Consider the following 24,014-nt stretch of genomic DNA (forward strand, 5'->3'; position numbering starts at 1 on the left):
CCTGCTGAACTTGACCGCGCCAGGCCGGAACAAGAAGGACACTGATGCCCACACCGCCGCCGAACAACCCCGCCGCCCACCCCCCCGAGTCCCACCCGCAGCCTCCCGTCCCGCCGGCGCCGCCGCCGGTGCGCAAGCTCAGCCGCCGGGCTTCGGTGATCGGCACGGCGGTGGCGCTGCTGGTGGCCGCGGGGCTGGCGTGGCTGGCGTGGGACCTGACGCGGCCGGAGCAGACGGCGGCCATCGGCGCCCGTTCCGGCGGCGGCGGCCCTGGCGGCCCTGGAGGCGGAGGCGGCCCCGGGGGCGGCGGGGGTGGGCCCGGTGCTCGCGGACCGGCCGTCACGGTGGGCCTCGCCACGGCGGAAAGCGCCGACATCCCCGTCAACCTCGACGCGCTCGGCACCGTGGTGCCGCAGGCGACGGTCCGCGTGCGGCCGCAGGTTTCCGGCGTGCTCACCCAGGTGCTGTTCCGCGAGGGCCAGAACGTGAAGAAGGGGCAGCTGCTCGCCACGATCGACCCGCGCAGCTACGAGATGGCGCTGCAGCAGGCGGTGGGCAACCGCATGCGCGACGAGGCGCAGCTCGCCGCGGCCCGCGTGACGCTGGCGCGCTTCGAGACGCTGCTGCGGCAGGACTCGATCGCGCGGCAGGAAGTCGACACGCAGCGCGCCACCGTCAACCAGCTGGAAGCGGCCGTGGTCACGTCCAAGGCGCAGGAAGGCACCGCCCGCCTCAATCTTTCGTACACCCGCATCGTCGCGCCGATCGACGGCCGCGTCGGCCTGCGCACGGTGGACGTCGGCAACCAGGTGAGCACCGGCGACGCCAACGGCATCGTGCTGATCACCAAGCTGAGCCCCATCGACGTCGAGTTCGCGGTACCGCAGGACCATGCGTCCTGGCTGCAGCACAACGCCGGTGCCTTCATGGAAGTGCGCGCCTTCGACCGCACCCGCACCACGCTGCTGGACACCGGCACCTTCGCGTCGCTGGACAACCAGATCGACACGCAGACCGGCACCGTGCGGGCCAAGGCACGGTTCAACAACACGCGCCAGCAGCTGTTCCCCAGCCAGTTCGTCAACGTGCAGCTGCAGGTGCGGGTGATCCAGGGCGCCGTGGTGGTGCCCGTCTCCGCAGTCCGCCAGGGGGGGCAGGGCGATTTCGTGTTCGTCGTGCAGCAGGACCGCACGGTGAAGATCCGCCCGGTGGTGCGCGGCCAGCTCGTGAACGACCGCGTGCAGATCGTCAGCGGCCTGCAGGTCGGCGAGCGCGTCGTGACGGAAGGCGCCGACCGCCTGCGCGACGGCTCGCGCGTGACGCTGCCGGGCGATGCGCCGCGGGGCGCCGGCGGGGCCCGCGGGCCGCGCGGGGCGGCGTCCGGCGCGTTGCCGGCGGCGTCGCAACCCCTCGACGGCGGCCCGGCCGCGCCAGGGCAGGGCACCCCGCGGGAAGCCACGGCGCCGTGGGGCGGCGCGTCCGCCGCGGCGGGTGGCGGCAACGGACGCAACCTCACGCCCGAAGAGCGCGAGGAACGGCGCAAGCGCCGCGAAGCTGCGCGGGCCGCCCAGCAGCCGGCGCAATGAACCCGTCCCGCCCGTTCATCCTGCGGCCGGTCGCCACCTCGCTGCTGATGCTGGCGATCGTGCTGGCCGGCCTGGTGGGGCTGAAGTTCCTGCCGCTGTCGGCGCTGCCGCAGGTCGACTACCCGACGATCCAGGTCCAGACGCTGTACCCGGGCGCCAGCCCGGAGGTGATGGCGCAGACGGTCACCGCGCCGCTGGAGCGTCAGTTCGGCCAGATGCCGGGGCTGGAGCGCATGAGCTCCACCAGCGCCGCCGGTGTCTCCATCATCACGCTGCAGTTCGGGCTGGGCGTCGCGCTCGACGTCGGCGAGCAGCAGGTGCAGGCCGCGATCAACGCCGGCGGCTCGCTGCTGCCGGCGGACCTGCCGGCGCCGCCGGTGTATGCCAAGGTGAACCCGGCCGACGCGCCCGTGCTCACGCTGGCCCTGACCTCGCAGACGCTGCCGCTCACCGAGGTGCGCAACATCGCCGACACCCGCCTGGCGCTGAAGATCAGCCAGGTCGGCGGGGTCGGCCTGGTCACGCTGGCCGGCGGCCAGCGCCCCGCCGTGCGCATCCAGGCGGACAACCGCGCCCTTGCGTCGATGGGACTGACGCTGGATACGGTGCGCACGACGATCGCCAGCGCCAACGCGAACGCGGCCAAGGGCAGCATCGACGGGCCGACGCGCTCGTACACGATCAACTCCAACGACCAGCTGCTCACCGCCGCCGACTACAGCAACCTGATCGTCAGCTTCCGCAACGGCGCGCCGGTGCGGCTGCACGAGGTGGCGCGGGTGGTCGAAAGCGCCGAGAACGTGAAGCTCGGCGCCTGGGCCGGCCGCGGCGGCCAGCTGCAACCCGCCATCATCCTGAACGTGCAGCGCCAGCCGGGCGCCAACGTGATCGCCACGGTCGATGCCATCAAGGCGCGGCTGCCGGAGCTGACGGCCGGCCTGCCGGCCGCGATCCAGGTCGACGTGCTGTCCGACCGCACCACCGGCATCCGCGCCTCGGTCCATCACGTGCAGCTCGAGCTGATCCTGGCCGTGGTGTTCGTGGTGCTGGTGATCTTCGCCTTCCTGCACAGCCCGCGGGCGACGCTGATCGCCAGCCTGTCGGTGCCGATCTCCCTGGTCGGCGCCTGCGGCGTGATGTACCTGCTCGGGTACAGCCTCAACAACCTGTCGCTGATGGCGCTGACCATCGCCACCGGCTTCGTCGTCGACGACGCCATCGTGGTGATCGAGAACATCATGCGGCACATCGAGGAAGGCATGAAGCCGATGGAGGCGGCGCTCAAGGGCGCCAGCGAGATCGGCTTCACCATCATCTCGCTGACCGTATCGCTGATCGCGGTGCTGATCCCGCTGCTGTTCATGGGCGACGTGGTCGGCCGCCTGTTCCGCGAGTTCGCGGTGACCCTGGCGCTGACCATCCTGATCTCGATGGTCGTGTCGCTGTCGCTGGTGCCCATGATGGCCGGGCGCTGGCTGAAGGCGCACCAGGAGCCGGAGCGCGGCTGGGGCGGGAAGATGCAGCGCGGCTTCGACCGCATCATCCACCGCTACGACCAGGCGCTCACCTGGGTGCTGGCCCGCCAGAACCTGACGCTGCTGGTGGCGCTGGGCACGCTGCTGCTGACCGTGCTGCTCTACGTCGCCATCCCCAAGGGCCTGTTCCCCGTGCAGAACACCGGCCAGCTGCAGGTGCGGGTGGAGGCGCAGCAGTCCATCTCGTACCCCGCGATGGCGGCGCTGCAGCAGGACGTCGCGCGCGCGCTGCTGCAGGCCGGCACGGTGGACAGCATCGCCAGCTTCGTCGGCGTGGACGCGGCGAACAACACCATGGTGCACACCGGCCGCCTGCTGGTGAACCTCAAGAGCGGCCGGGGCGGCCTGGAAGACGTGATGGCGGACCTGCGCCGCCGCGGCCAGCAGGTGCCGGGGGCGACGCTGTACTTCCAGCCGGTGCAGGACCTGACCATCGAGTCCGAGAGCGGGCCGACGCAGTACCGCATCTCCCTGGAAGCCGCCGACACAGCGACCGTCAACGAATGGGCGGCGAGGGTGGTGGAGCGGCTGCGGCGCGAACCGCGGCTGCGCAACGTGACGACGGACGCGAACGCCGCCGGCGCCGCCGTCTACGTGGAGATCGACCGCGACACGGCCGCCCGCCTGAACATCAGCACCTCGGCGATCGACGACGCGCTGTACAGCGCGTTCGGCCAGCGCATCGTCTCGACCATCTTCACCGAGACCAACCAGTACCGCGTGGTGCTGGAGGCGCAGGGCGACCGGGCCACCTCGATCCAGTCGCTCAATGCGCTGCAGCTGCGCACCGGCTCGGGCGAGCCGACGCCGCTGTCGGCCGTGGCCCGGGTGGTCGAGCGCCAGGCGCCGCTGCAGATCACGCACGTGGCGCAGTACCCGGCGGCGACCATCGGCTTCGACACCGCCCAGGGCGTGGCGCTGGGTTCCGGGGTGGACGCGATCCGCTCGGCGATCGACGAGCTCAGGATGCCCGCCGGCGTCTCCGTCACCTTCCTCGGCGCGGCCGGTGCCTACGAGCGCTCGCTCTCCAACCAGCTCTGGCTGATCCTGGCCGCGGTGGTCTGCGTCTACATCGTGCTGGGGGTGCTGTACGAGAGCTACGTGCACCCGCTGACGATCCTGTCCACGCTGCCCTCGGCCGGCGTGGGTGCGCTGCTGGCGCTGATGGTGACCGGCAACGACCTCGGGGTGATCGGGATCATCGGCATCATCCTGCTGATCGGCATCGTCAAGAAGAACGCGATCATGATGATCGACTTCGCGCTGGATGCCGAGCGCAATGAGGGCAAGGCGCCGCGCGACGCCATCCACCAGGCCGCGCTGCTGCGCTTCCGGCCCATCATCATGACCACGCTGGCGGCGCTGTTCGCCGCGGTGCCGCTGATGCTCGGGTTCGGGGAGGGCGCGGAGCTGCGCCGGCCGCTGGGCCTGGCCATCTTCGGCGGCCTGATCGTGAGCCAGCTGCTGACGCTGTTCACGACGCCGGTGATCTACCTGGGCTTCGACCGGATGGCGCGGCGGTGGGGGAAGGGCAGGGAGCGCCCCCACCCTAACCCTCCCCCGGAGGGGGAGGGGACAAGAGAACTCCCTCCCCCTCTGGGGGAGGGTAGGGGTGGGGGCGCACCCGAAGGGGCAAGATGAACCTCAGCGCCCCCTTCGTCCGCCGCCCCGTCGGCACCGTGCTGCTGACGCTGTGGATCGCGCTGGCCGGCATCGCCGCGTTCTTCAACCTGCCGGTGGCCTCGCTGCCGCAGGTGGACTTCCCGGTGATCTCGGTCTCCGCCAGCCTGCCGGGCGCCAGCCCGCAGACCATGGCCAGCAGCGTGGCCACGCCGCTGGAGCGGCGGCTGGGGGTGATCGCCGGCGTGAACGAGATGACGTCGCGCAGCAGCACCGGCAGCGCCCGCGTCACGCTGCAGTTCGCGCTGAACCGCAACATCGATGCGGCCGCCCGCGAGGTGCAGGCCGCGATCAACGCCTCGCGCGTCGACCTTCCCGCCACCTTGCGCAGCAACCCGACCTACCGCAAGGCCAACCCCTCGGCGGCGCCCGTGATCATCCTGGCGCTGACCTCCGACACGCGCACGCCGGGGCAGATCTACGACGCCGTCTCGAACATCGTGCAGCAGAAGATCGCGCAGGTGTCCGGCGTCGGCGACGTCGAACTGGGCGGCGGGTCGCAGCCGGCGGTGCGCGTGGAACTGATCCCGTTCGCGCTCAACCGCTACGGCATCGCCAGCGAGGACATCCGCGCGGCCCTGCAGTCCGGCACCGCCAACCGGCCCAAGGGCGACGTGGACGTCAACGGCCAGCGGTTGCAGGTCTACACCACGAGCGGCATGGCCAACGGCGGGCGTTCGGCGGCCGACTACCGCAACATGGTGGTCGGCTGGCGCGACGGCGCCGCGGTGCGGCTGGCCGACGTGGCCGAAGTCAGCGATGGCGTCGAGAACATCAACACGCTGGGCCTGTTCAACGGCCAGCCGGCCGTGATCGTGCTGGTCACGCTGCAGCCCGGCGCCAACGTGATCGAGACGGTGGACGGCGTGAAGGACCTGCTGCCCTCCCTGCAGGAGGCGCTGCCGGACGACATCAAGCTGCAGGTCGCTTCCGACCGCACCAACTCCATCCGCGCGTCGCTGCACGAGGTGGAGATCACCCTCTTCATCGCCATCGCGCTGGTCGTGCTGGTCGTCAGCGTGTTCCTGCGCAGCGCCCGCGCTACCTTCATCCCGGCGGCGGCCACCGTGGTTTCGCTGCTCGGCACCTTCGGGGTGATGTACTTCCTGGGCTTCTCGCTCAACAACCTGTCGCTGATGGCGCTGACGGTGGCGACCGGCTTCGTCGTCGACGACGCCATCGTGGTGCTGGAGAACACGGCGCGGCACATCGAGAACGGCATGGACCGCTTCCAGGCGGCGCTGCAGGGCGCACGCGAGGTCGGGTTCACGGTGCTGTCGATCAGCCTGTCCCTGGTGGCGGTGTTCATCCCGCTGCTGTTCATGGGCGGGCAGGAAGGCCGGCTGTTCCGCGAGTTCGCCGTCACGCTGTCGGCCGCCGTGATGATCTCGCTGGTCATCTCGCTGACCACGACCCCAATGATGTGCGCCTGGCTGCTGCGGGCCGACGCCCACGAGCGGCCGCCGGGCCGCATCGCGCGCGGCTTCGAGCGCGCTTTCCAGTGGACGCACACCGCCTACCGCCACAGTCTGGACTGGGCGCTGTCGGCGCAGTGGCTGGTGCTGCTGATCCTGGGCCTGGTGATCGCGCTGAACGTCTTCCTCTTCATCCAGATCCCCAAGGGCTACTTCCCGCGCCAGGACAGCGGGCAGATGCAGGGCGGCCTGCGGGCGGACCAGAGCATCTCCTTCCAGGCCATGCAGGCCAAGCTGCGCCAGGCGGTGGAGATCATCCGCGCCGACCCGGCGGTGGACACGATCGTGGCGTTCACCGGCGGTGCACGCGCCGGCGGCGGCTTCATGTTCGTCAACCTGAAGAAGGACCGGCAGGCCCGCGCCGAGGCCGTCATCGCCCGCCTGCGGCCGCAGCTGTCGCAGATCACGGGACTCTCGGTGTTCCTCAACCCGGTGCAGGACCTGCGCGTGGGCGGCCGCCAGAGCAATGCCAGCAACCAGTACACGCTGAAGTCGGACAACGCCGAGGACCTCAAGGCCTGGGCCCTGAAGCTGGCCGACGCGATGAAGCGCCAGCCGGCGCTGGTGGACGTGGACACGGACCAGCAGGAGAACGGGGTCGAGACCTTCGTGGAGGTCGACAAGGAAAGCGCGCGGCGCCTGGGCATCAGTTCGCGCGACGTCGACAACGCCCTCTACAACGCCTTCGGCCAACGCCAGGTGGCCACCATCTACGACGACCTGAACCAGTACCGCGTGGTGATGCAGGTGGCGCGGCGCTACATCCGCAGCCCCGAGGACCTGAAGGACGTGTACGTGCCGGCGACCAACACCGGTCCCGCGGCGAGCGCCGACGCGCCGGCCGAGACGGGCACGGCCACCGCGACGAGCAGCACCGGGACCAACGGCACCACTGCCAACGGCGCGACCGGCGGCAGCGGCACGGCGGCTAGCGGCACGGGCACGTCGGGCAGCAGTTCCGGCGGCGGCACCTCCGCCAATCCCGGCCTGCGCGACGCCTCCACCGGCGCCGCCGTCAGCGGCTCCGCGCGGCCCATGGTGCCGCTGTCGGCCATCGCCAGGTTCTACGAGCGGCCCACCGCCACCTCCATCGAGCACCAGGACGCCGAGCTGGCCACCACCATCTCGTACAACCTGGCCGAGGGCACGACGATGGCGCAGGCCGAGGCCGCGGTGCGCGCCGCCGAGGAAGAGATCCGCATGCCGATCAACGTGCGCGGCAGCTTCCAGGGCACCGCGCGCGCGGCGCAGCAGTCGCAGGCGCAGATGCCCATGCTGATCCTCGCGGCCCTGGTGGTGATCTACATCGTGCTCGGCATCCTGTACGAAAGCCTGGTGCACCCGATCACGGTGCTCTCCACGCTGCCGTCAGCCGGCGTCGGCGCGGTGCTGGCACTGCTGCTGTTCAAGCTGGACTTCTCCATCATGGCGCTGATCGGCGTGTTCCTCCTGATCGGCATCGTGAAGAAGAACGCCATCCTGATCATCGACTTCGCGCTGGACGCCGAGCGCTCACGCGGCCTCTCCCCCTACGAGGCGGTGCGCGAGGCCTGCCTGCTGCGCTTCCGCCCCATCCTGATGACCACCCTGGCCGCCGCGCTCGGCGCGCTGCCGCTGGCGATCGGCTTCGGCGAAGGCGCGGAGCTGCGCCGGCCCCTGGGCATCACCATCGTCGGCGGGCTGCTGGCCAGCCAGGTGATCACACTGATCACCACGCCCGTCGTCTACCTCCTGCTGGACCGGCTGCGCCGCCGCAGCCCCCACGAGAAACTGCTCGCCCGCCACGGCGAGCCGCAAGCCACATGACCCGACTGACTGCAATCGCCCTGGCGCTGGTGCTCGCCGGCTGCGCCAACCTGGCCCCCACCTACGAAGTGCCGGCGGTGGACACGCCCGTCGCCTTCAAGGAAGGCCGCGGCGCCTGGGTGCCGGCCGCACCCGCCGACACGCTGGACCGCGGCCCCTGGTGGGAGCTGTTCGACGACCCGGTGCTCAGCACGCTCGCGTCGCAGGTGGAGGTCTCGAACAACAACGTGGCCGCCGCGGTGGCCGCCTACCGGCAGGCGAGGGCGCTCACGCGCGAGCAGCGTGCGTCGCTGTTCCCGCAGGTGGGGCTGGACACACGCCGCAGCGTCTCGGGCGGGGGTGGCGGGCGGCCGACGACCCGCAGCTACCAGCTGGACATCGGCGTGAGCTGGGAGCCGGACGTGTTCGGCCGCCTCGGGCTGGCCGTGCAGAACGCGCGCGCGGGCGAGCAGATCGCCGAAGCCGACATCGCGTCCGCGCGGCTGGCGGCGCAGGGCGAGCTGGCCGTCAACTACTTCGGCCTGCGCGAAAGCGACGTGCTGCGCGCGTTGCAGGTGGAATCGACGACGGGTTACGAGCGCGCGCTGAGGATCACGAGCAACCGCTACGAAGCGGGCGTGGTCGCGCGCACCGACGTGCTGCAGGCGGAGAGCCAGCTGGCCAACGCGCGGGCGGAGCTGCTGACGCTGGAACGCCAGCGCGCCACCTTCGAACACGCGATCGCGGTGCTGGTCGGCAAGGCGCCGGCCAACTTCAGCATCGCGCCGGACCCGCGCTGGAGCGTGAACGTGCCCGGCATCCCGGAGGAGGTGCCGTCGACGCTGCTGCAGCGGCGGCCCGACATCGCGGCGGCCGAACGCCGGGTCGCGCAGGCCAACAACACGATCGGCATCCAGCGGGCGGCGTTCTTCCCGAGCATCAGCCTCTCGGGCAGCGTCGGCCTGGGCGCGGCCAGCATCGGCGACCTGTTCAGCGGCTCCAGCCTGGTCTGGTCGCTGGGCACGGCGCTGGCGCAGACCATCTTCGACGCCGGCGCCCGCAGCGCGCGCGTCGAACAGGCGCGGGGCGCCCTGGAGGAGAGCTCCGCGTTCTACCGCCAGACCGTGCTCACGGCCTTCCAGGACGTCGAGGACCAGCTGGTCGCGCTGCGCATCCTGCAGCAGCAGCAGGCGCTGCGGCTGCAGGCCAGCCGCGCCGCCGACCTGGTGGAACAGCAGGTGCTCAATCGCTACGAGGCGGGGCAGGTGGGCTTCACCGAAGTGATCACGGCGCAGCAAAACGCGGCGAGCGCGCGGCGCGCGCTGGTGCAGGCGCAGATCGACCGGCAGCTCGCGGCGGTCACCTTGATCCAGGCGCTGGGGGGTGGCTGGCGCGGAGTGGCGCCCGCGCCCTGAGTCCGCTCAGCCCTTGGTGGGCTCGGTGCCCTGGCCCAGCAGGGCCAGCATGCCGCCTTCCAGGGCTTCCATGTGGCGCGACAGCTGCGGCGTCGATTCCTTGGAGATCTTCATGTAGCCCTTGAAGGTGCGCAGCAGCGTGGCACGGTCGCTGTGGTGCAGCAGCATGGTGGCCAGCGCCGCCTGCAGCACCTGCACCTGCGCGGCGAGCATCATCTGGTTCTCCACCAGGCCCTGGATGCTCTGCGTGTGCACGTCGAGCATCTCCTTGAGTTCCTTGTCTTCCATGCCGGCTCCGATGGCTGTTGGCAGCCATTGTGACACTCAGCGGACGGCCGGCGGCGGGGTCTTGGGCTGGTAGTCGCACCAGCGCGCCACCGCGCACTGCCAGCATTTCGGCAGCCGCGCCACGCAGACGTAGCGCCCGTGCAGGATCAGCCAGTGGTGCGCATCCTGCAGGTAGGCCCTGGGCACGCGCTCCATCAGCCGCCGCTCCACCTCCACCACGTCCTTGCCCGGGGCCAGCCCGGTGCGGTTGCTGACCCGGAAGATGTGCGTGTCGACGGCCATCGCCTCCTCGCCGAAGGCGACGTTCAGCACCACGTTCGCCGTCTTGCGGCCCACGCCGGGCAGCGCCTCCAGCGCCTCGCGGTCACGCGGCACCTTGCCGCCGTGCACCTCCACCAGGATGCGGCAGGTCTCCAGCAGGTGCTTGGCCTTCATGCGGTAGAGGCCGATGGTCTTAATGTGCGCCTCCAGGCCCTCCTGGCCCAGCGCCAGGATCGCCTGCGGCGTGTTGGCGACGGTGAAGAGCTTTCGCGTGGCCTTGTTGACGCCCGCGTCGGTGGCCTGCGCCGACAGCAGCACCGCCGCCAGCAGCTCGAACACGGTGCTGTACTCGAGCTCGCTGGCCGGCATCGGGTTGGCCGCCTTCAGCGTGGCGAAGAAGGGCTCGATGTCCTGGGCTTCCATGGGCAGCGAGTGTAGGGCGCGCCTGGGTGACGGCGCGCGCGGGACGCCTGCGCTAGAGTGCCTGCATGACGATCGACTTCCGCGGCGTGGATGCCGTCCTGCAATCCTGGGTGGACCGCGAGGTGCTTCCGGGCGTGTCGTACACCGTGGTCCGCGGCGGCGAAGTCCTCGCCCGCCGGTGCGTGGGTTGGGCCGACCGCGAGGCGCGGATCCCCCTCGGCACCGACCACCTCTTCCGGATCTTCTCCAACACCAAGCTGGTGACCTGCCTGGCGGCGCTGCAGTTGCTGGAGCAGGGCCGGTTCACGCTCGACGACCCCATCGGCGAGTACATCCCTGCTCTGGGGCGGCTGCGCGTGCTTCGGGCCGGCGCCGTGGACCTGGAGGACACCGAGCCGGCCCGTGAACCGGTGCGCATCCGCCACCTGCTCGCGCACACCGCCGGCCTGACCTACGGCTTCCTGCAGCCGGACTCGCCCATCGGCAAGGCCTACGGAAAGGCGCGCGTGCAGGACCCCGCACTGGACCTGGCGCAGATGATGGAAGCGCTGGCCGGCCTGCCGCTGCTGTTCCAGCCCGGCAGCGCCTGGAACTATTCGGTCGGCACGGATGTCGTCGGGCGGCTGGTGGAGGTCGCCTCCGGCCAGACGCTCGATGCCTACTTCCGCCGGCGCATCTTCGAGCCGCTGGGCATGGAGGACACCTTCTTCTTCGTGCCGCCGGAGAAGGCCGCGCGGATGGCGCCGCTCTATCTCGGCGACCTGCGCGAACCCCTGAAGCCGGGCCTGCAGCGCGCCGACCACCTGCCGTATCCGGGCGCCTATCTCCAGCCGTTCCCGCGCCTGGGCGCGGGCGGTGGACTCGTGTCGTCGCTGGACGATTACACCGCGCTGGTGCGCGCGTTGCTGCGGGGTGGCGCGCCGCTGCTGCGGCCGGCCACCATGCCGCTGCTCTATCGCAACGAGCTGGCGCCCGGCCAGTGGATCGGCTGCCCCGGCATCCCGGCCCTGAAGGGCCGCGGCCAGAGCGTCGTCGGGTCGGTCACCGTGGAGCCGTCGGAGGACGATCCGGCATCCGTCACAGGCGACCTGCAATGGAGCGGCCTGGCGGGCACCCATTGGCTGGTCTCGCCGCGCGATGACATCGCCGCGGTCTTCATGACGCAGCGCTTCGCGGGCTCGGACCTGCCGGTCTGGCCGGCTTTCAAGCAGGCCCTGCGCCAGGCGCTCGCGGCCGCGCGCTGAGGGGTCAGGAGGCGCGCGCTTCCAGCGCTCGTGCCAGCGCCGCGGCCACGGCGGCCTTGGCCGAATCGCGACGCTGCACCAGCGCGACCCGCCGCTCTTCCGCGCGCGGCAGCTCGATCACGCGCAGCTTCGCATCAGCCGCCCAGCGCGCGTCGCGCAGCAGCGGCACCACGCTCACGCCCAGGCCGGAGCGCACCAGTTCCGCGATGCTCTCCAGCGCGTTGAGCTCCAGGAACGCCTGCGGCTTCACGCGCAGCCGGCGCAGCGTGCGCTCCACCAGCCGGCCGGTGTGCTGCGCCGGGTCGAAGCGGATGAAGGGCTCGCGCTGCAGCACGGCCCGCGGGTTGGTTTCCTCCAGCTTGCGCGGCACCAGCAGCACCATCGGCTCGCCGTAGAGCGGCGTCCAGGCCAGGTCGTTGCCGCCGCCGGGCTCCCGCACGGCAACGGCCGCATCCAGCTCGCCGGACTCCACGCGGCCGATCAGGTCCAGCGACTTGGCCGCGGAGACGTGCAGGTCCAAGGCGGGGTGCCGCGCCTTGAGGGCCAGCGTGGCCTGGATCAGCGGCCGCACGGCCGAGACGACGGCGCCGAGGTGCACCGTGCCGGCCATGCCGTCGGCGGTGCCCGCCGGCGCCAGCATCTGCTCGTACAGCGCGAGCAGCCGCCGCACCTGCGGCACCAGTGCGCGCCCGGCCTCGTTGAGCACCACGGCCTTGCCCTGCCGCTCGAACAACGGCCGGCGCAGGTCCGACTCCAGCGTGCGCATCTGCTGGCCGACGGCCGCCTGCGTCAGCGCCACGCGCCCCGCGGCGGCGGCGAACGACCCTTCGCTGGCGACGGCGGCGAAGGTCCTCATCAGGCGGATGCTGCTCATGGCCGCCATCCTAAAGCAACCGTTTAGCATGGCTAAAGGATTATTCGCTTTTGCTTTGACAAGCGCCTTCCTATGATGGGCGGATGAAGCTGTTCGCCCCCCTCCTGCTCGCCGCCTCGGCGCTGCTCGCTCCCGCCGCGCATGCCCAGGGCTACCCCAACAAGCCGATCCGCCTCGTCGTGCCGTTCCCGGCCGGCGGTGCCACCGACATCTTCGCGCGCGCCGTGTCGCAGAAGCTGGGTGATCGGCTGGGCCAGAGCGTGGTCGTGGACAACAAGCCGGGTGCCGGCGGCACCATCGGGTCGGACCTCGCCGCCAAGTCGGCGCCGGACGGCTACACGCTGCTGCTGGCCACCAGCAGCACGCACAGCATCGGCCCGAGCTTCGGCAAGACGCCGTACGACCCGGTGGCGGACTTCACGCCCATCGCCTACGTCGGCAACGCGCCCAGCATCATGCTGGTGCCCAACTCGGCGCCGGCGCGCACGGTCAAGGAATGGGTCGACTACGCGCGCAAGAACCCGGGGCGCCTGAACTACGCCAGCAGCGGCAACGGCACCGTGGTCCACCTCGGCACCGAATACTTCAAGGCGCAGGCCAACGTGTTCATGGTGCACATCCCCTACCGTGGCACCGCGCTGGCCATCCCGGACCTGGTGAGCGGCAAGGTCGACGTGCTGTTCGACTCGCTGCCCAGCGGCCTGCCGCACGTGAAGGAAGGCCGTCTGCGCGCCCTGGGCATCACCAGTGCCAAGCGCTCCGCGCTGCTGCCGGACCTGCCCGCCATCGCCGAGTCGGTGCCGGGCTACGAGACGGTCACCTGGTTCGGCATGTACGGCCCCAAGGGCCTGCCCGCCGACATCGTCGCGCGTGTCAACACCGCCGTGAACCAGGCGCTGCAGGACCCGGACGTGAAGGACCGGCTCGCGCGCCTGGGCATCGAGCCCGCCGGCGGCACGCCGCAGCAGTTCGCCGCCATGACGACGGCGGACCGCGCCAAGTGGAAGAAGATCATCACCGAGCGCAAGCTCACCATGGATTGAGGTTCCGCATGCAGTTCGACTTCCACAATCCGTACCCGACGACTCGCATCCCGGTCTTCGCGCGCAACGCGGTCTCCACCTCCCATCCGCTCGGCGCGCAGGCCGGCCTGCGCATGCTGTGGCAGGGCGGCAATGCGGTCGATGCCGCGATCGCGGCCGCCGCGGCCATGACCATTGTCGAGCCGGTCAGCAACGGGCTCGGCAGCGACGCCTTCGCGATCCTCTGGGACGGCCAGCAGCTCCAGGGCATCAACGGCTCGGGCCCGGCGCCGGCCGGCTGGACGCCGCAGTATTTCGGCAAGAAGTACGGCGCGGACGCGAAGACGCCGCCGAAGCGCGGCATCGATTCGGCCACCATTCCCGGGGCCGTCGGCACCTGGGTCGCTCTCTCCGAGCGCTACGGCAAGCTGCCCTTCGCCGACCTGCTGGCGCCCGCCATCGAGATCGCCGAGCGCGGCTACCTGGTGCCGGTGGTGGTCCGGCAGAAGTGGGAGGCCGCGCGGCCGGAGCTCGCCGGCGAAGCCGGCTTCGCCCAGAGCTTCCTGCCGTGGGGCCGTTCGCCGAACGTCGGCGAACTGTTCCGGTTCCCCGCCGCCGCCCGTGCGTTGCGCCTCATCGCCGAGACGAAGGGACAGGCCTTCTACGGCGGCGAGATCGCCTCGGCGCTGGCGCGCTTCAGCGCCGAGAACGGCGGCGTGCACAAAGTGGAGGACTTCGCGGCATTCAAGCCGGAATGGGTCACGCCGATCGCCAAGGACTACCACGGCCACACGTTGCACGAGATCCCGCCCAACGGGCAGGGCATCGCGGCACTGATGGCGCTCGGCATTGCCAGGCACTTCGACCTGGCCTCGATGAAGGTCGACGGCGCCGATTCGCAGCACGTGCAGATCGAGGCGATGAAGCTCGCCTTTGCCGACGTCTACCGCTTTGTCGCGGAGCGCTCCTCGATGGAGGTGACGACCGAGCAGATGCTGGACGACGCCTACCTTGCCTCGCGCGCGAAGCTGATCGACATGAAGCGGGCGCAGGACTTCAAGGCGGGCAACCCCGTCAAGGGCGGCACCATCTACCTGACCGCCGCCGACGAGGACGGCATGATGATCAGCTTCATCCAGAGCAACTACATGGGCTTCGGTTCCGGCTGCGTCGAACCCGGCTTCGGCATCAGCCTGCAGAACCGCGGCCACGGCTTCAGCCTGCAGCCGGGCGCCAACCAGGTCGCGCCGGGCAAGCGGCCCTTCCACACGATCATCCCGGCCTTCCTCACCAAGGACGGGGCGCCGGTCATGAGCTTCGGCGTGATGGGCGGCAACATGCAGCCGCAGGGCCACCTGCAGACGCTGGTGCGCATGCTGGACTACCGCCAGGATCCGCAGGCCGCCTGCGATGCGCCGCGCTGGCGCTTCAACAGCGGCCTGGAGATCAATGTCGAACAGCAGATGGACAAGGCGACCGTCGCGGAGCTCGCCGCGCGCGGCCACAAGGTCGACGTCATCGACGACAGCTACCAGGACTTCGGCGCCGGCCAGTTCATTTGGCGCATGGGCGACCCGAAGAAGCAAGGCTACGTGGTGGCGTCGGATTCGCGGCGGGATGGGTTGGCGGCGGGGTTCTGACCCGGCGAGCGGCCCGCAACACACCGCACCGTGGGCCGGCAGGCCCACTCCCGCCCTCGAACGTCGCGGCAGGCGGCGGGCGGTGCCGGCCCGCAGTCAGGGGCCTCGGCTGGAAGGCTGTTCCCGGCGGCGAAGCAGGGCTACGAGAGCGCGTAGCGCGGATCGAGCGCTGCGACTGTGCACTGATTTCCGGGCATTTGCCTGAACGGAGAGTTTGCCGCGCGCGGCAAACTCGCAGTGAGTTTGGCCGGATCGCCGCCGGGGACAGCCTTCCAGCGCACCCGGAACGAGCGACAGCGAGTGCCGGGCGAGGCACCGCGGGACGGCACCGCCCGCCGCCTGCCGCGACGCACCCCTGAACATGGGAGCCCTGGATCCCCGCCTGCGCGGGGATGACGGGAGGGACGGCTAGGCCGCCCTGAGCCGCAGCTGCCCCGGCAACGGCACCGAGCGCCGCAGCACGTCCTCCGCCAGCCAGACCGCCGACCGGCGCGCCCGCTGCGACACCATGGGCAGCGGCATCTGCACGTAGTCGTCGTTGAAGACCTCGAAGCTGTAGTCGCCGGCGTAGCCCAGGGCATCGAGCTTGGTCACCAGCGTCACGAGCTCCTGTGTGTGCACGCCTTCACCGGGGAACACGCGGAAGGTGCGCGCCGTGGCCATGCGTTCCTCGAAGGTGCGCGTCTCCTGCCACATGAAGTCGGAAAGCTGCACCAGGAAGATCTTCTTCGGGTCCAGTTCGTCGATGGCCTCCAGCGGCGTCTTGGCCGCCAGGATGTGGAACGAGTCGATGCCGATGCCCAGGTTGGGGCAGTCGGCGCGCGACACCACGTCCCAGGCCGTCGTGAACTCGTTGACCGTCCGGCCCCAGGACAGGCCCTCGTACGCGATCTTGATGCCGAACGGGATGGCCAGCACCGCCAGCTTGCGCAGGTCGCGCGCGATGTGGTCCAGGTCCTGGCTCGCGTGGGTCGAGGTCGACGAGCAGGCCAGCAGCACGTCGCAGCCCAGCGCGGCGCACATCTCCAGCATGGTCTTGGCGATGTCCACCTTGTACTGGTGCAGGTGCCCCGACAGGCCCTCGAAGTCGCGCAGCACCTGGAAGCCGGTGCCGCGCAGCCCGCTGGCGCGCACCGCCTTCACGGCGGCCTGCCAGCCCTGCGGGTGGCCCACCAGGTCGTTCGCCTTGAGCATCACCTGGGTGAAGCCGGCGTCCTGCATCGCCTCCAGCTTCGCTTCCAGCGGGCCGGCGAGCGTGATGGTGTCCATGCCGAAGGCGCGCATGGCCTGCAGCAAGCTGCGCTGGTGCGGCATCAGGCCCCCGCCTCGCTGTGCACCAGCTCGAAGACCACGCCTCCGAGATAGGTCTTGGTGATGGCGCCGCGGCGCTCGGTGTGCGCCGCCTGCGTCTCCACGAACTCCATGCCGCGCTCGCGCAGCGCGCGCACGGCCGCCAGCACGTCGGGCACGCCCAGGCCGATGCGGTGCAGGCGCTCGCGGGCGTCCAGGGAATCGGCTTCCGGCTCGATCACCTGCAGCATGAAGCGGTTCTCCGGGTGCAGGGCCGGCGCCCGCAGCAGCTTGCCGGCCGGCATGATGCCGAAGCGCTGCTCGTCCGGGATCACGCCGATGCCGAACAGCTCCTGGTAGAACTCCAACCAGTCGTAGGTGCGGCCCACGCCGATGTACTGCACGATGCCGAAGAAGTGCATGCCGTCGACCACCGGGCGGGGACGCGGGTCCACCGCCGGGATCGGCACGAAGTCGACGTCGTAGATGGAGAATTCGCGCCAGCGGTCCACGAAGTAGATGCGGCTGCCGCCCACGCCGTGGATGGCGGGGATGTTCAGCTCCATCGCCTCCGGGTGCGTCGGCACCTCCCAGGCGCCGCGCTCCAGCACGTAGCGGTAGGCGGCGCGGGCATCGCGCACGCGAAGGGCCACCGCGGCGATCGCGGGGACGTCCGCGCCGTGCGTGGCGCCGTGCGCGTCGTCGGGATGCGCATTGACGATCACGTTGATGTCGCCTTGCCGGTACAGCAGCACCTCGCGCGAGCGGTGCCGCGCCACCGGGCGGAAGCCCATCATCTCGAGCACGTGTGCCAGGGCGGCTGGCTTGGTGGTGGCGAACTCGATGAACTCCACGCCGTCCAGGCCGATCGGGTTGCTCTCGTCGCTGAAGGAATCGAGCATCGGCTCACGCGCGTGCTCCGGTTGCAGCAGCAGGTCGCTCATTCAGATCCTCCCCCAGGCTTGCCCGCAGGCGGGCCGCGCCTCCCCCCTCCGCAAGCGGAGGCGGGCGCCTTCGGGCGGCCGTGCGGCGCCCACTCAATACTCCAGCCGCGCCACGGCGCGCAGCACCTCGGGCGTCGTCGAGGGGAAGCCGAAGAACTCCAGGTAGGGCGGGATCATCTGGAACAGCATGTCCGTGCCCACCTGCACCCGGCAGCCGCGCGCCTGCGCCGCGGCCAGGAAAGGCGTCATCTCGGTCTTCATCACCACCTCGCCGGCGAAGGCATGCGGCTCCATGCGGGCGACGTCCACCGGCAGCGGGTCTCCCGGGTTCATGCCCAGCGGCGTGCCGTTGACCACCAGGTCGAAGCCCGCCGGGTCCTTGCTGCCGGTGGTCACGCGCACGCCGCGGTAGTGGGCGACGAGGCGCTGCGCCAGCGCGTCGGCGGCACTGCCGTTGGCGTCGAACAGCGCAAGCTCGCCCACGCCCGCCGCCGCCAGCGACGCGGCGATCGCCGAGCCCACGCCGCCGCTGCCCACCACCAGCGCCCGCGCAGCCTGCAGCTTCATGCCCTTGCGCGCCAGCCCCCGGACGAAGCCTTCGCCGTCGAACATGTCGCCGAGCAGGCGGCCGTCCGGCAGGCGCTTCACCGCGTTGCAGGAGCCCGCCACCTTGACGGTGGCGGTCACCTCGTCGACCAGGTCGACCACGCTCACCTTGTGCGGCATGGTGATGAGGGCGCCCCGCACGTTCTCCAGCCGGAACACCGCCGGCAGCACCTGCGCGAAGTTCTCCGGCGTGCACCCCATCGGCACCACCATGGCATTGACCGCGATGGACTCGAAGTAGGGGTTGTAGATCATCGGCGCCTTGAAGGCGTGCGTGGGCCAGCCGAGGTGGGCGATCAACTCGGTACTGCCGTTGACCAGCATCGGGCGGGGAATGCGCGCGCTCATGCCTTCTCCAGACGCCCGGGCTTACCTGCGCAGGCGCGCCAGTTCGGCCATCATCGTCTGCACCGTGGCCTCGCCGACCGTGGCGGAGTGCTTGGCGATCACCGGCTTCATCTTCTCGCGCAGCTTGTTCACTTCGGCCGCGGGCAGCTCGTTGACCTGCAGGCCGCCCTTCTTCAGGTCTTCCAGGCCGCTCTGCAACGCCGCGCGCGACTGCGTGCGCTGGTAGCCGATGGACTCCGTCGCGGCGTCCTGCAGCACCTTGCGGTCCGCGGGCGACAGCGTGTCCCAGAACTTCTTGCTGATCACGATCGACTGCGGGTTGTACTGGTGGTTCGTCAGCGTCATGAACTTCTGCACTTCGAACAGCTTGGCGCCCTTGATGGTGGCCACCGGGTTCTCCTGGCCGTCCACCGCCTTCTGCTCCAGCGCCGCATACAGCTCGGGGAAGGGCAGGGGCGTGGGGTTGGCGCCCAGCGCAGTCACCCAGTCGACGTTGATCGGGTTGGGGATCACGCGCAGCTTCAGGCCGGCGATGTCTTCCACCTTGGTGATCGGCCGGCGGCTGTTGGTGATGTGGCGGAAGCCGAGCTCGTAGTAGCCCAGCCCGACCAGGCCCTTGTCCTCCAGCTTGGCGTGCAGGTTCCGGCCGAAGGCGCCGTCGACGATGGCATCCGCTTCGCGCGGGTTGCCGAACAGGAACGGGAAGTCGTAGATCGCGAAATCCTTGACCAGGCTGGCGAAGATGCCCGAGTTCATCGAGGCCATTTCCAGCGTGCCGCCCTGCAGCGCGGACACGTTGGCCTGGTCGCTGCCCAGCGCGCCGCCGGGGAACACCTGCACCTTGAGCTTGCCGCCGGACTTCTGGTCCACGAGCTCGGCGAACTTCTCCATGCCCAGCACCACCGGGTGGCCCTTGGCGTTCTGGTTGGCGAACTTGATGGTGCGCGTCTGCGCTTGCGCGATGCCGGCGGCGGCCAGCGCGACGGCGGCCACCAGGGTCTTGAGGAACAGGCGTTTCATGCTTTTTGTCTCCATGGAGTGGGTGGGATCAGCCATACAGCCAGCGCGCCGGCACGGTGACCAGCGCAGGGAACAGGACGAAGAGGAACATCAGCGCGAACTGCGCCAGCATGAAGGGCCAGACGCCGCGCGTGACCTCGTCCATGCTGATCTTGCCGACGCCGGCCACCGTGCTGAGCACCGTGCCCACCGGCGGCGTGATGAGCCCGATGGCGTTGTTGATCATGAACAGCACGCCGAAGTAGACGGGGTCGATGCCGGCCGCCTTGACCACCGGCATCAGCACCGGCGTCAGGATCAGGATGGTCGGGGTCATGTCCATCGCCGTGCCCACCAGCATCGTCACGATCATGATCACGAACATCAGCAGGATCGGGCGCTCGATCAGCGGCTGCAGCAGCGTCACCAGCTCGGTGGTGAGGTTGGTGACGGTCAGCATCCAGGCCGACACCATCGCCGCGGCCACCAGGAACATGATCACCGCGCTGGTCTGCGCCGCCGCCTGGAACAGACCGAACAGCTGCGACAGCTTCAGCTCGCGGTAGACGACGGTGGAGATGAACAGGGCGTAGACGGCCGCGACCACCGCCGCCTCGGTCGGCGTGAACACGCCGAACTTGAGGCCCACCACCACGATCACGGGCAGCACCAGCGCCAGCGTCGCGTCCTTGAAGGCGACCAGCACCTCGGCGCGGCTGGCGCGCGGCGCCGGCTGGATCTTCTCCTTGCGCACCAGCCACCACCAGGTGAGCCACAGCGCGGCGCCGAGCATCAGGCCGGGCGCGATGCCGGCCATGAACAGCTTGGAGATTGACACGTTGGCGGCGACGCCGAACACCACGAAGCCGATGCTGGGAGGGATGATGGGCGCGATGATGCTGGCCGACGCCAGCAGGCCGGCGGAGCGAGCCTTGTCGTAGCCGGCGCGGTGCATCATCGGCAGCAGCAGGGCGGCCAGCGCCGCGGCGTCGGCGACGGCGGAGCCCGAGAGCGCCGCCATGATCACCGCGGCCATGATGCCGACATAGCCCAGCCCGCCGCGCACGTGGCCGACCAGCGTCATCGCGAAGTGCACGATGCGGCGCGACAGGCCGCCGGCGTTCATGATCTCGCCGGCCAGCATGAAGAAGGGCACGGCCAGCAGCGGGAAGCTGTTGGCGCCTTCGATCACGTTCTGCGCCAGAATCTGCGCGTCGAACATGTCCATGTGCCACATCAGGGCCACGCCGGCCGCCAGCAGGGAGAAGGCGATCGGCACGCCCAGCGCCATGGCGCCGAGCAGCGAGCCCAGGAAGATCACGATGGTCATGGCTTGCCCGCCGCTTCGGGTTGCCCGTGCGGCATGTCGTCGGACTCGCGCACGCCGATGAGCTCGTCCTCCGTGAGTTGCCCGGTCACGAGCCTCCAGGCGTCGACCAGGATGAAGAAGAAGGCCAGCACCGAGAAGAACAGGCCCGAGGCGTAGAACCAGCCCATGGAGGCCTGCATCACCGCGCTGGTGCTGCCCATGTTGATCTGCGTCTGCTGCCACGAGCCGCGGAACATCAGCCAGCACAGGTACAGCATCAGCAGGTAGCTGAAGCCCAGGCAGATCTTGCGGCCGAGGATGGGCAGGCGCGATACGAGGCTGTCGGTGCCCAGGTGGCCGCGCTTGCGCAGGGCGACGAGGGAGCCGAGGAAGGTCATCCAGACGAAGAGCCAGCGCGAGAGCTCCTCGGACATCGTGATGCCGCTGTTGAAGCCATAGCGCAGCACCACGTTGCCGAACACCATGATGACCATCAGCGCGAGGAAAAGGACCATCACTGCCGAAAGCACGCGGCAAAGCTGGTCGATGGCGGTCTGGATCATCCTGCGGTCGTCTCCTGCGGACCGCATTTTGTACGGACTGGTTAGTTTTCTGCGTCGGGGTTAACCCGGTCGGACTTACTTCTTCATGAACCGCACGATCATCTCGATGACGTTCTCCCGCCGGTGCGCGATGTACGCGGCCGACCGGGTGTCGAGCTTGAAGATGAGGCCGAAGGTGTGACGGTTCGACACATTGAAGAAGCTCAGCGCCGAGATGGACTGGTGGATGTCGACCGCGTCCAGCCCCTGGCGGAACACGCCCTGCTTCACGCCGCGCTCGTACAGGTGCTTGATGGCCGCGATGGCCGGCACGTTCAGTTCCTGGATGCGGGGGGACTGCGCCAGGTACTGGCCGCGGTTGATGTTCTCGGACATCACCAGGCGGATGTAGTTCTCGTGGTTCAGGTGGTGGTCGAAGGTGAAGGCCACCAGCCGGCGCAAGGCCTGTTCCGGCTCCAGGTCCTGCAGGTGCAGTTCCGCCTCGACGTCGCGCACGCGCTTGTACGACTCCTCCAGCACGGCCAGGTACAGGCCTTCCTTGCTGCCGAAGTAGTAGTAGATCATCCGCTTGCTGGTCTGCGTGGCGGCGGCGATCTCGTCGATCCGCGCGCCGGCCAGCCCCTTCTCGCCGAACTCCGCGGCCGCCACTTCGAGGATGTTGGCCTTGGTCCGCTCGGGGTCGTTGGTGCGCGTCGGCTCGCGCGGCCCGTCGCCCGCGCGCGCGGCGCGCGCACGCAGTTTCGCGTGTACCAGTTCGTTCATTGCGCGAGAGTATAGGGGTGCGCCCGCGCCAAAAAAAGGGGTGCGCAGCGCGCACCCCAGGCTTCCGTCCCGCCTCTTGATCAGCGTGCGCAGGTGAAGTTCTCGGCCTTCTCGATGTCGCCGGAGCCCTTGTAGCGCGCCACCAGCGGATGCGGGCACAGCGGCCGCGTGCGGTCCGCGGCCCAGCCCGCGGGAAGGGCGGCGTTCACGCCAGCCGGGTTGCCCGCGCCGCGCGCCTGCGCCACGATGCGGTCGGGCGTATTGCCTTGCTCCACCCAGTCGACCAGCGCCTGCAGCGCATCGAACTGGTCGGTCGCCGGCCCGCCGCTCACGTGGTTCATGCCCGGCACGCGGTAGAAGCGCGCGAACTGCGCCGCCTTGCCGCCGTTCTCGCGGTCCAGCGCCTCGTACCAGCGCTGCGTGTCGTCGATCGAGAACACGCCGTCGGAGGCGCCGTGCACCACGATCATCTTGCCGCCGCGGTCGCGCAGGGTGTCCAGCTTGGTCGGGTTGGGCGGCGTCATGAACGACAGCGAGTTCTCGGTGTACGTCGCGTTGGTGGCGAACAGCTTCGGGAAGTCGAGGTCGAAGTTGTAGTTGTAGGCGAAGTTGCGCGCATTGGCCGGCACGGTGGGATCCGGCGGCACCTGGAAGATCACGCCGACCGCGCCCGGGTCGAGCAGCACGGAGAAGTTGAACTTCCACAGCGCCCAGCCGCTGGCCGCGAGCCCTGGATCGTAGGGCTGGGTGGTGTACAGCGGCGTGCCGCGGCTGTTGACCGGCCCGTAGTACATCGCGTCGATGGCCGACTTCTGCGCCGCCGTCAGGCAGGTGTCGTCGCGCGCCGCCGGGCAGGTGGGCACGTCGTTGAACAGGCTGAAGGCGGTGCGGCAGGCTTCCACGTCGTTGACCAGGCCGTCGGCGACGCCGTCCAAGGCGTCGCACTTGCCCAGGATCGCGGCGGCGACCAGGTTCCGCTCCCCTTGCGTGAACGCGGTCGCCAGGTTGTTCGGGTCCGTCGCGACCTTGCGGAACTGCTGCGCCGTGTACAGCTGCGCGGCGGCCGCCAGCGGCAGGTTGAAGCCCGGGGCGACCGCGAGCACGCCGTCGTAGTCGGCCGCGAAGCGCGCCGCCGTCACCATGGCGTGGCGTCCGCCGTTGGAGCCGCCGCCGACGTAGGAACGGTCCGGGCCCTTGCCGTAGGCCGCCGCGATGAGCGCCTTGGCCATCGGCGTGAGCTTCTGGACGGCGCCGTAGCCGTAGTCCACGCGCGCCTGCGGATCCATGCCGAACGACGGGTTCTGCGCGCCGTTGTGGCCGGCGTCGGACGAGATCACCGCGAAGCCCTTGTGCAGCGCGTTGCTGGTACCGGCCGCGGTGCCGCCGGTCGCCGTGGACACCGAACCGTCCGTGCCGCCGTTGCCCTGGTAGTAGTAGCGGCCGTTCCAGGCCAGCGGCAGGCGCATCTCGAAGCCGATGGCGTAGGTCTGACCGTCCACCGGGCTCACGCGCTCGTGCATCCTGCCGGTGACCCGGCAGTGTGCGGCGATGGGCTGGCCTGCCACCGTCAGGGTGCCTGCCGCGATCTCGGTCGCCGCGGTGATGGTGGTGGAGGCGTGGGTGAACCCCGCCAGGTCCGTGCAGCTCCCCTTGAGCGACGCGCCGACGGCGGCCGTGAGCTGGGGGAGCGTGGGTTCGGCGGGTGCCGGTGCAGGGGCCGGCGCGGGGGCCGCGGCGTAGTCGCTGCCGCCGCCGCAGGCGGCCATGAGCACGCCCAGGGCAGCGATCGCCCCCGCGGCCCGGATCGTCTTCTTCATCGTCTGTCTCCTGTGATTTCGTGACTGCCCCGGCCGCGATGTGACGGCCGGATAGTTAGGTTACTGAACGATGTGAAGGCTCCATCTAGGTACTTTCCCCTCAGGGTCCGCTGCGGCATTGCTAATGCTGAGTAACCAATCGGCCGCC

Annotated in this window: 18 protein-coding genes; 7 read left to right on the forward strand and 11 right to left on the reverse strand. The window is 70.1% G+C overall.

The window, feature by feature from the left end; genetic code table 11:
- Nucleotides 1-44 precede the first annotated feature (44 nt).
- Genes IM787_RS09610 through IM787_RS09625 form a run of 4 tightly spaced genes read left to right on the forward strand, consistent with a single transcriptional unit; the run spans nt 45 to nt 9,476 of the window.
- Nucleotides 45-1,586: an efflux RND transporter periplasmic adaptor subunit gene (locus IM787_RS09610; protein WP_193676457.1), complete on the forward strand. Its 1,542-nt coding sequence runs from the start codon at nt 45-47 to the stop codon at nt 1,584-1,586.
- Entirely contained in the window at nt 1,583-4,762 is a 3,180-nt protein-coding gene (locus tag IM787_RS09615) for an efflux RND transporter permease subunit (protein ID WP_193676458.1), read from the forward strand. The genes IM787_RS09610 and IM787_RS09615 overlap by 4 nt, the downstream gene beginning before the upstream one ends.
- Nucleotides 4,759-8,082, forward strand: coding sequence for an efflux RND transporter permease subunit (locus IM787_RS09620; protein WP_193676459.1), 3,324 nt, complete (start codon nt 4,759-4,761; stop codon nt 8,080-8,082). Before IM787_RS09615 ends, IM787_RS09620 begins: the two co-directional genes overlap by 4 nt.
- The gene (locus IM787_RS09625; RefSeq protein ID WP_193676460.1) at nt 8,079-9,476 is read left to right on the forward strand and encodes an efflux transporter outer membrane subunit; all 1,398 of its coding nucleotides are present in this window, start codon (nt 8,079-8,081) and stop codon (nt 9,474-9,476) included. The genes IM787_RS09620 and IM787_RS09625 overlap by 4 nt, the downstream gene beginning before the upstream one ends.
- A 6-nt stretch (nt 9,477-9,482) precedes the next feature.
- Here the strand turns inward: IM787_RS09625 and IM787_RS09630 are convergent, their stop codons facing one another.
- Together IM787_RS09630 and nth are read right to left on the reverse strand one after the other, a co-directional pair.
- Entirely contained in the window at nt 9,483-9,764 is a 282-nt protein-coding gene (locus IM787_RS09630) for a hypothetical protein (protein ID WP_193676461.1), read from the reverse strand.
- Nucleotides 9,765-9,800: 36 nt separating this feature from the next.
- Complete coding sequence (nth, locus tag IM787_RS09635) at nt 9,801-10,448, reverse strand: endonuclease III (protein ID WP_193676462.1); 648 nt, start codon at nt 10,446-10,448, stop codon at nt 9,801-9,803.
- Nucleotides 10,449-10,513: 65 nt separating this feature from the next.
- Between nth and IM787_RS09640 the strand changes: the two genes are divergently transcribed.
- The gene (locus IM787_RS09640) at nt 10,514-11,692 is read left to right on the forward strand and encodes a serine hydrolase domain-containing protein (protein WP_193676463.1); all 1,179 of its coding nucleotides are present in this window, start codon (nt 10,514-10,516) and stop codon (nt 11,690-11,692) included.
- A gap of 4 nt (nt 11,693-11,696) precedes the next feature.
- On the opposite strand, the gene IM787_RS09645 is transcribed toward IM787_RS09640, so the two are convergent.
- Complete coding sequence (locus IM787_RS09645; RefSeq protein WP_193676464.1) at nt 11,697-12,566, reverse strand: LysR family transcriptional regulator; 870 nt, start codon at nt 12,564-12,566, stop codon at nt 11,697-11,699.
- 83 nt (nt 12,567-12,649) lie between these two features.
- On the opposite strand from IM787_RS09645, the gene IM787_RS09650 reads away from it, so the two are divergent.
- Nucleotides 12,650-13,609: a tripartite tricarboxylate transporter substrate binding protein gene (locus IM787_RS09650; RefSeq protein ID WP_193676465.1), complete on the forward strand. Its 960-nt coding sequence runs from the start codon at nt 12,650-12,652 to the stop codon at nt 13,607-13,609.
- Between the two features lie 8 nt (nt 13,610-13,617).
- On the forward strand, nt 13,618-15,228 hold the full coding sequence (locus IM787_RS09655) for a gamma-glutamyltransferase family protein (protein ID WP_227494253.1): 1,611 nt from the start codon (nt 13,618-13,620) through the stop codon (nt 15,226-15,228).
- A gap of 408 nt (nt 15,229-15,636) precedes the next feature.
- On the opposite strand, the gene IM787_RS09660 is transcribed toward IM787_RS09655, so the two are convergent.
- From IM787_RS09660 to IM787_RS09695, 8 genes are all read right to left on the reverse strand, one after another.
- Nucleotides 15,637-16,542 (reverse strand): sugar phosphate isomerase/epimerase family protein, encoded by a 906-nt coding sequence (locus IM787_RS09660; RefSeq protein ID WP_193676466.1) that lies wholly within the window; start codon nt 16,540-16,542, stop codon nt 15,637-15,639.
- The gene (locus IM787_RS09665; protein WP_193676467.1) at nt 16,542-17,462 is read right to left on the reverse strand and encodes a 4-hydroxyphenylpyruvate dioxygenase; all 921 of its coding nucleotides are present in this window, start codon (nt 17,460-17,462) and stop codon (nt 16,542-16,544) included. The genes IM787_RS09660 and IM787_RS09665 overlap by 1 nt, the downstream gene beginning before the upstream one ends.
- A 93-nt stretch (nt 17,463-17,555) precedes the next feature.
- Nucleotides 17,556-18,389: a shikimate dehydrogenase family protein gene (locus IM787_RS09670; RefSeq protein WP_193677090.1), complete on the reverse strand. Its 834-nt coding sequence runs from the start codon at nt 18,387-18,389 to the stop codon at nt 17,556-17,558.
- A 48-nt stretch (nt 18,390-18,437) separates the two neighbouring features.
- On the reverse strand, nt 18,438-19,436 hold the full coding sequence (locus IM787_RS09675) for a TRAP transporter substrate-binding protein (protein ID WP_193676468.1): 999 nt from the start codon (nt 19,434-19,436) through the stop codon (nt 18,438-18,440).
- Between the two features lie 28 nt (nt 19,437-19,464).
- A complete protein-coding gene (locus tag IM787_RS09680) occupies nt 19,465-20,745 on the reverse strand; it encodes a TRAP transporter large permease subunit (protein WP_193676469.1) in 1,281 nt (426 codons plus the stop codon).
- Nucleotides 20,742-21,287 (reverse strand): TRAP transporter small permease, encoded by a 546-nt coding sequence (locus tag IM787_RS09685; protein WP_193676470.1) that lies wholly within the window; start codon nt 21,285-21,287, stop codon nt 20,742-20,744. Before IM787_RS09685 ends, IM787_RS09680 begins: the two co-directional genes overlap by 4 nt.
- Nucleotides 21,288-21,362: 75 nt before the next feature.
- Nucleotides 21,363-22,049, reverse strand: coding sequence for a TetR/AcrR family transcriptional regulator (locus tag IM787_RS09690; RefSeq protein ID WP_193676471.1), 687 nt, complete (start codon nt 22,047-22,049; stop codon nt 21,363-21,365).
- Nucleotides 22,050-22,129: 80 nt separating this feature from the next.
- Nucleotides 22,130-23,866, reverse strand: a complete 1,737-nt coding sequence (locus IM787_RS09695; RefSeq protein ID WP_193676472.1) for a tannase/feruloyl esterase family alpha/beta hydrolase — start codon at nt 23,864-23,866, stop codon at nt 22,130-22,132.
- Nucleotides 23,867-24,014 lie beyond the last annotated feature (148 nt).

Origin of the sequence: Ramlibacter pallidus (genome assembly GCF_015070875.1) — a bacterium.
Classification (GTDB): domain Bacteria; phylum Pseudomonadota; class Gammaproteobacteria; order Burkholderiales; family Burkholderiaceae_C; genus Ramlibacter; species Ramlibacter pallidus.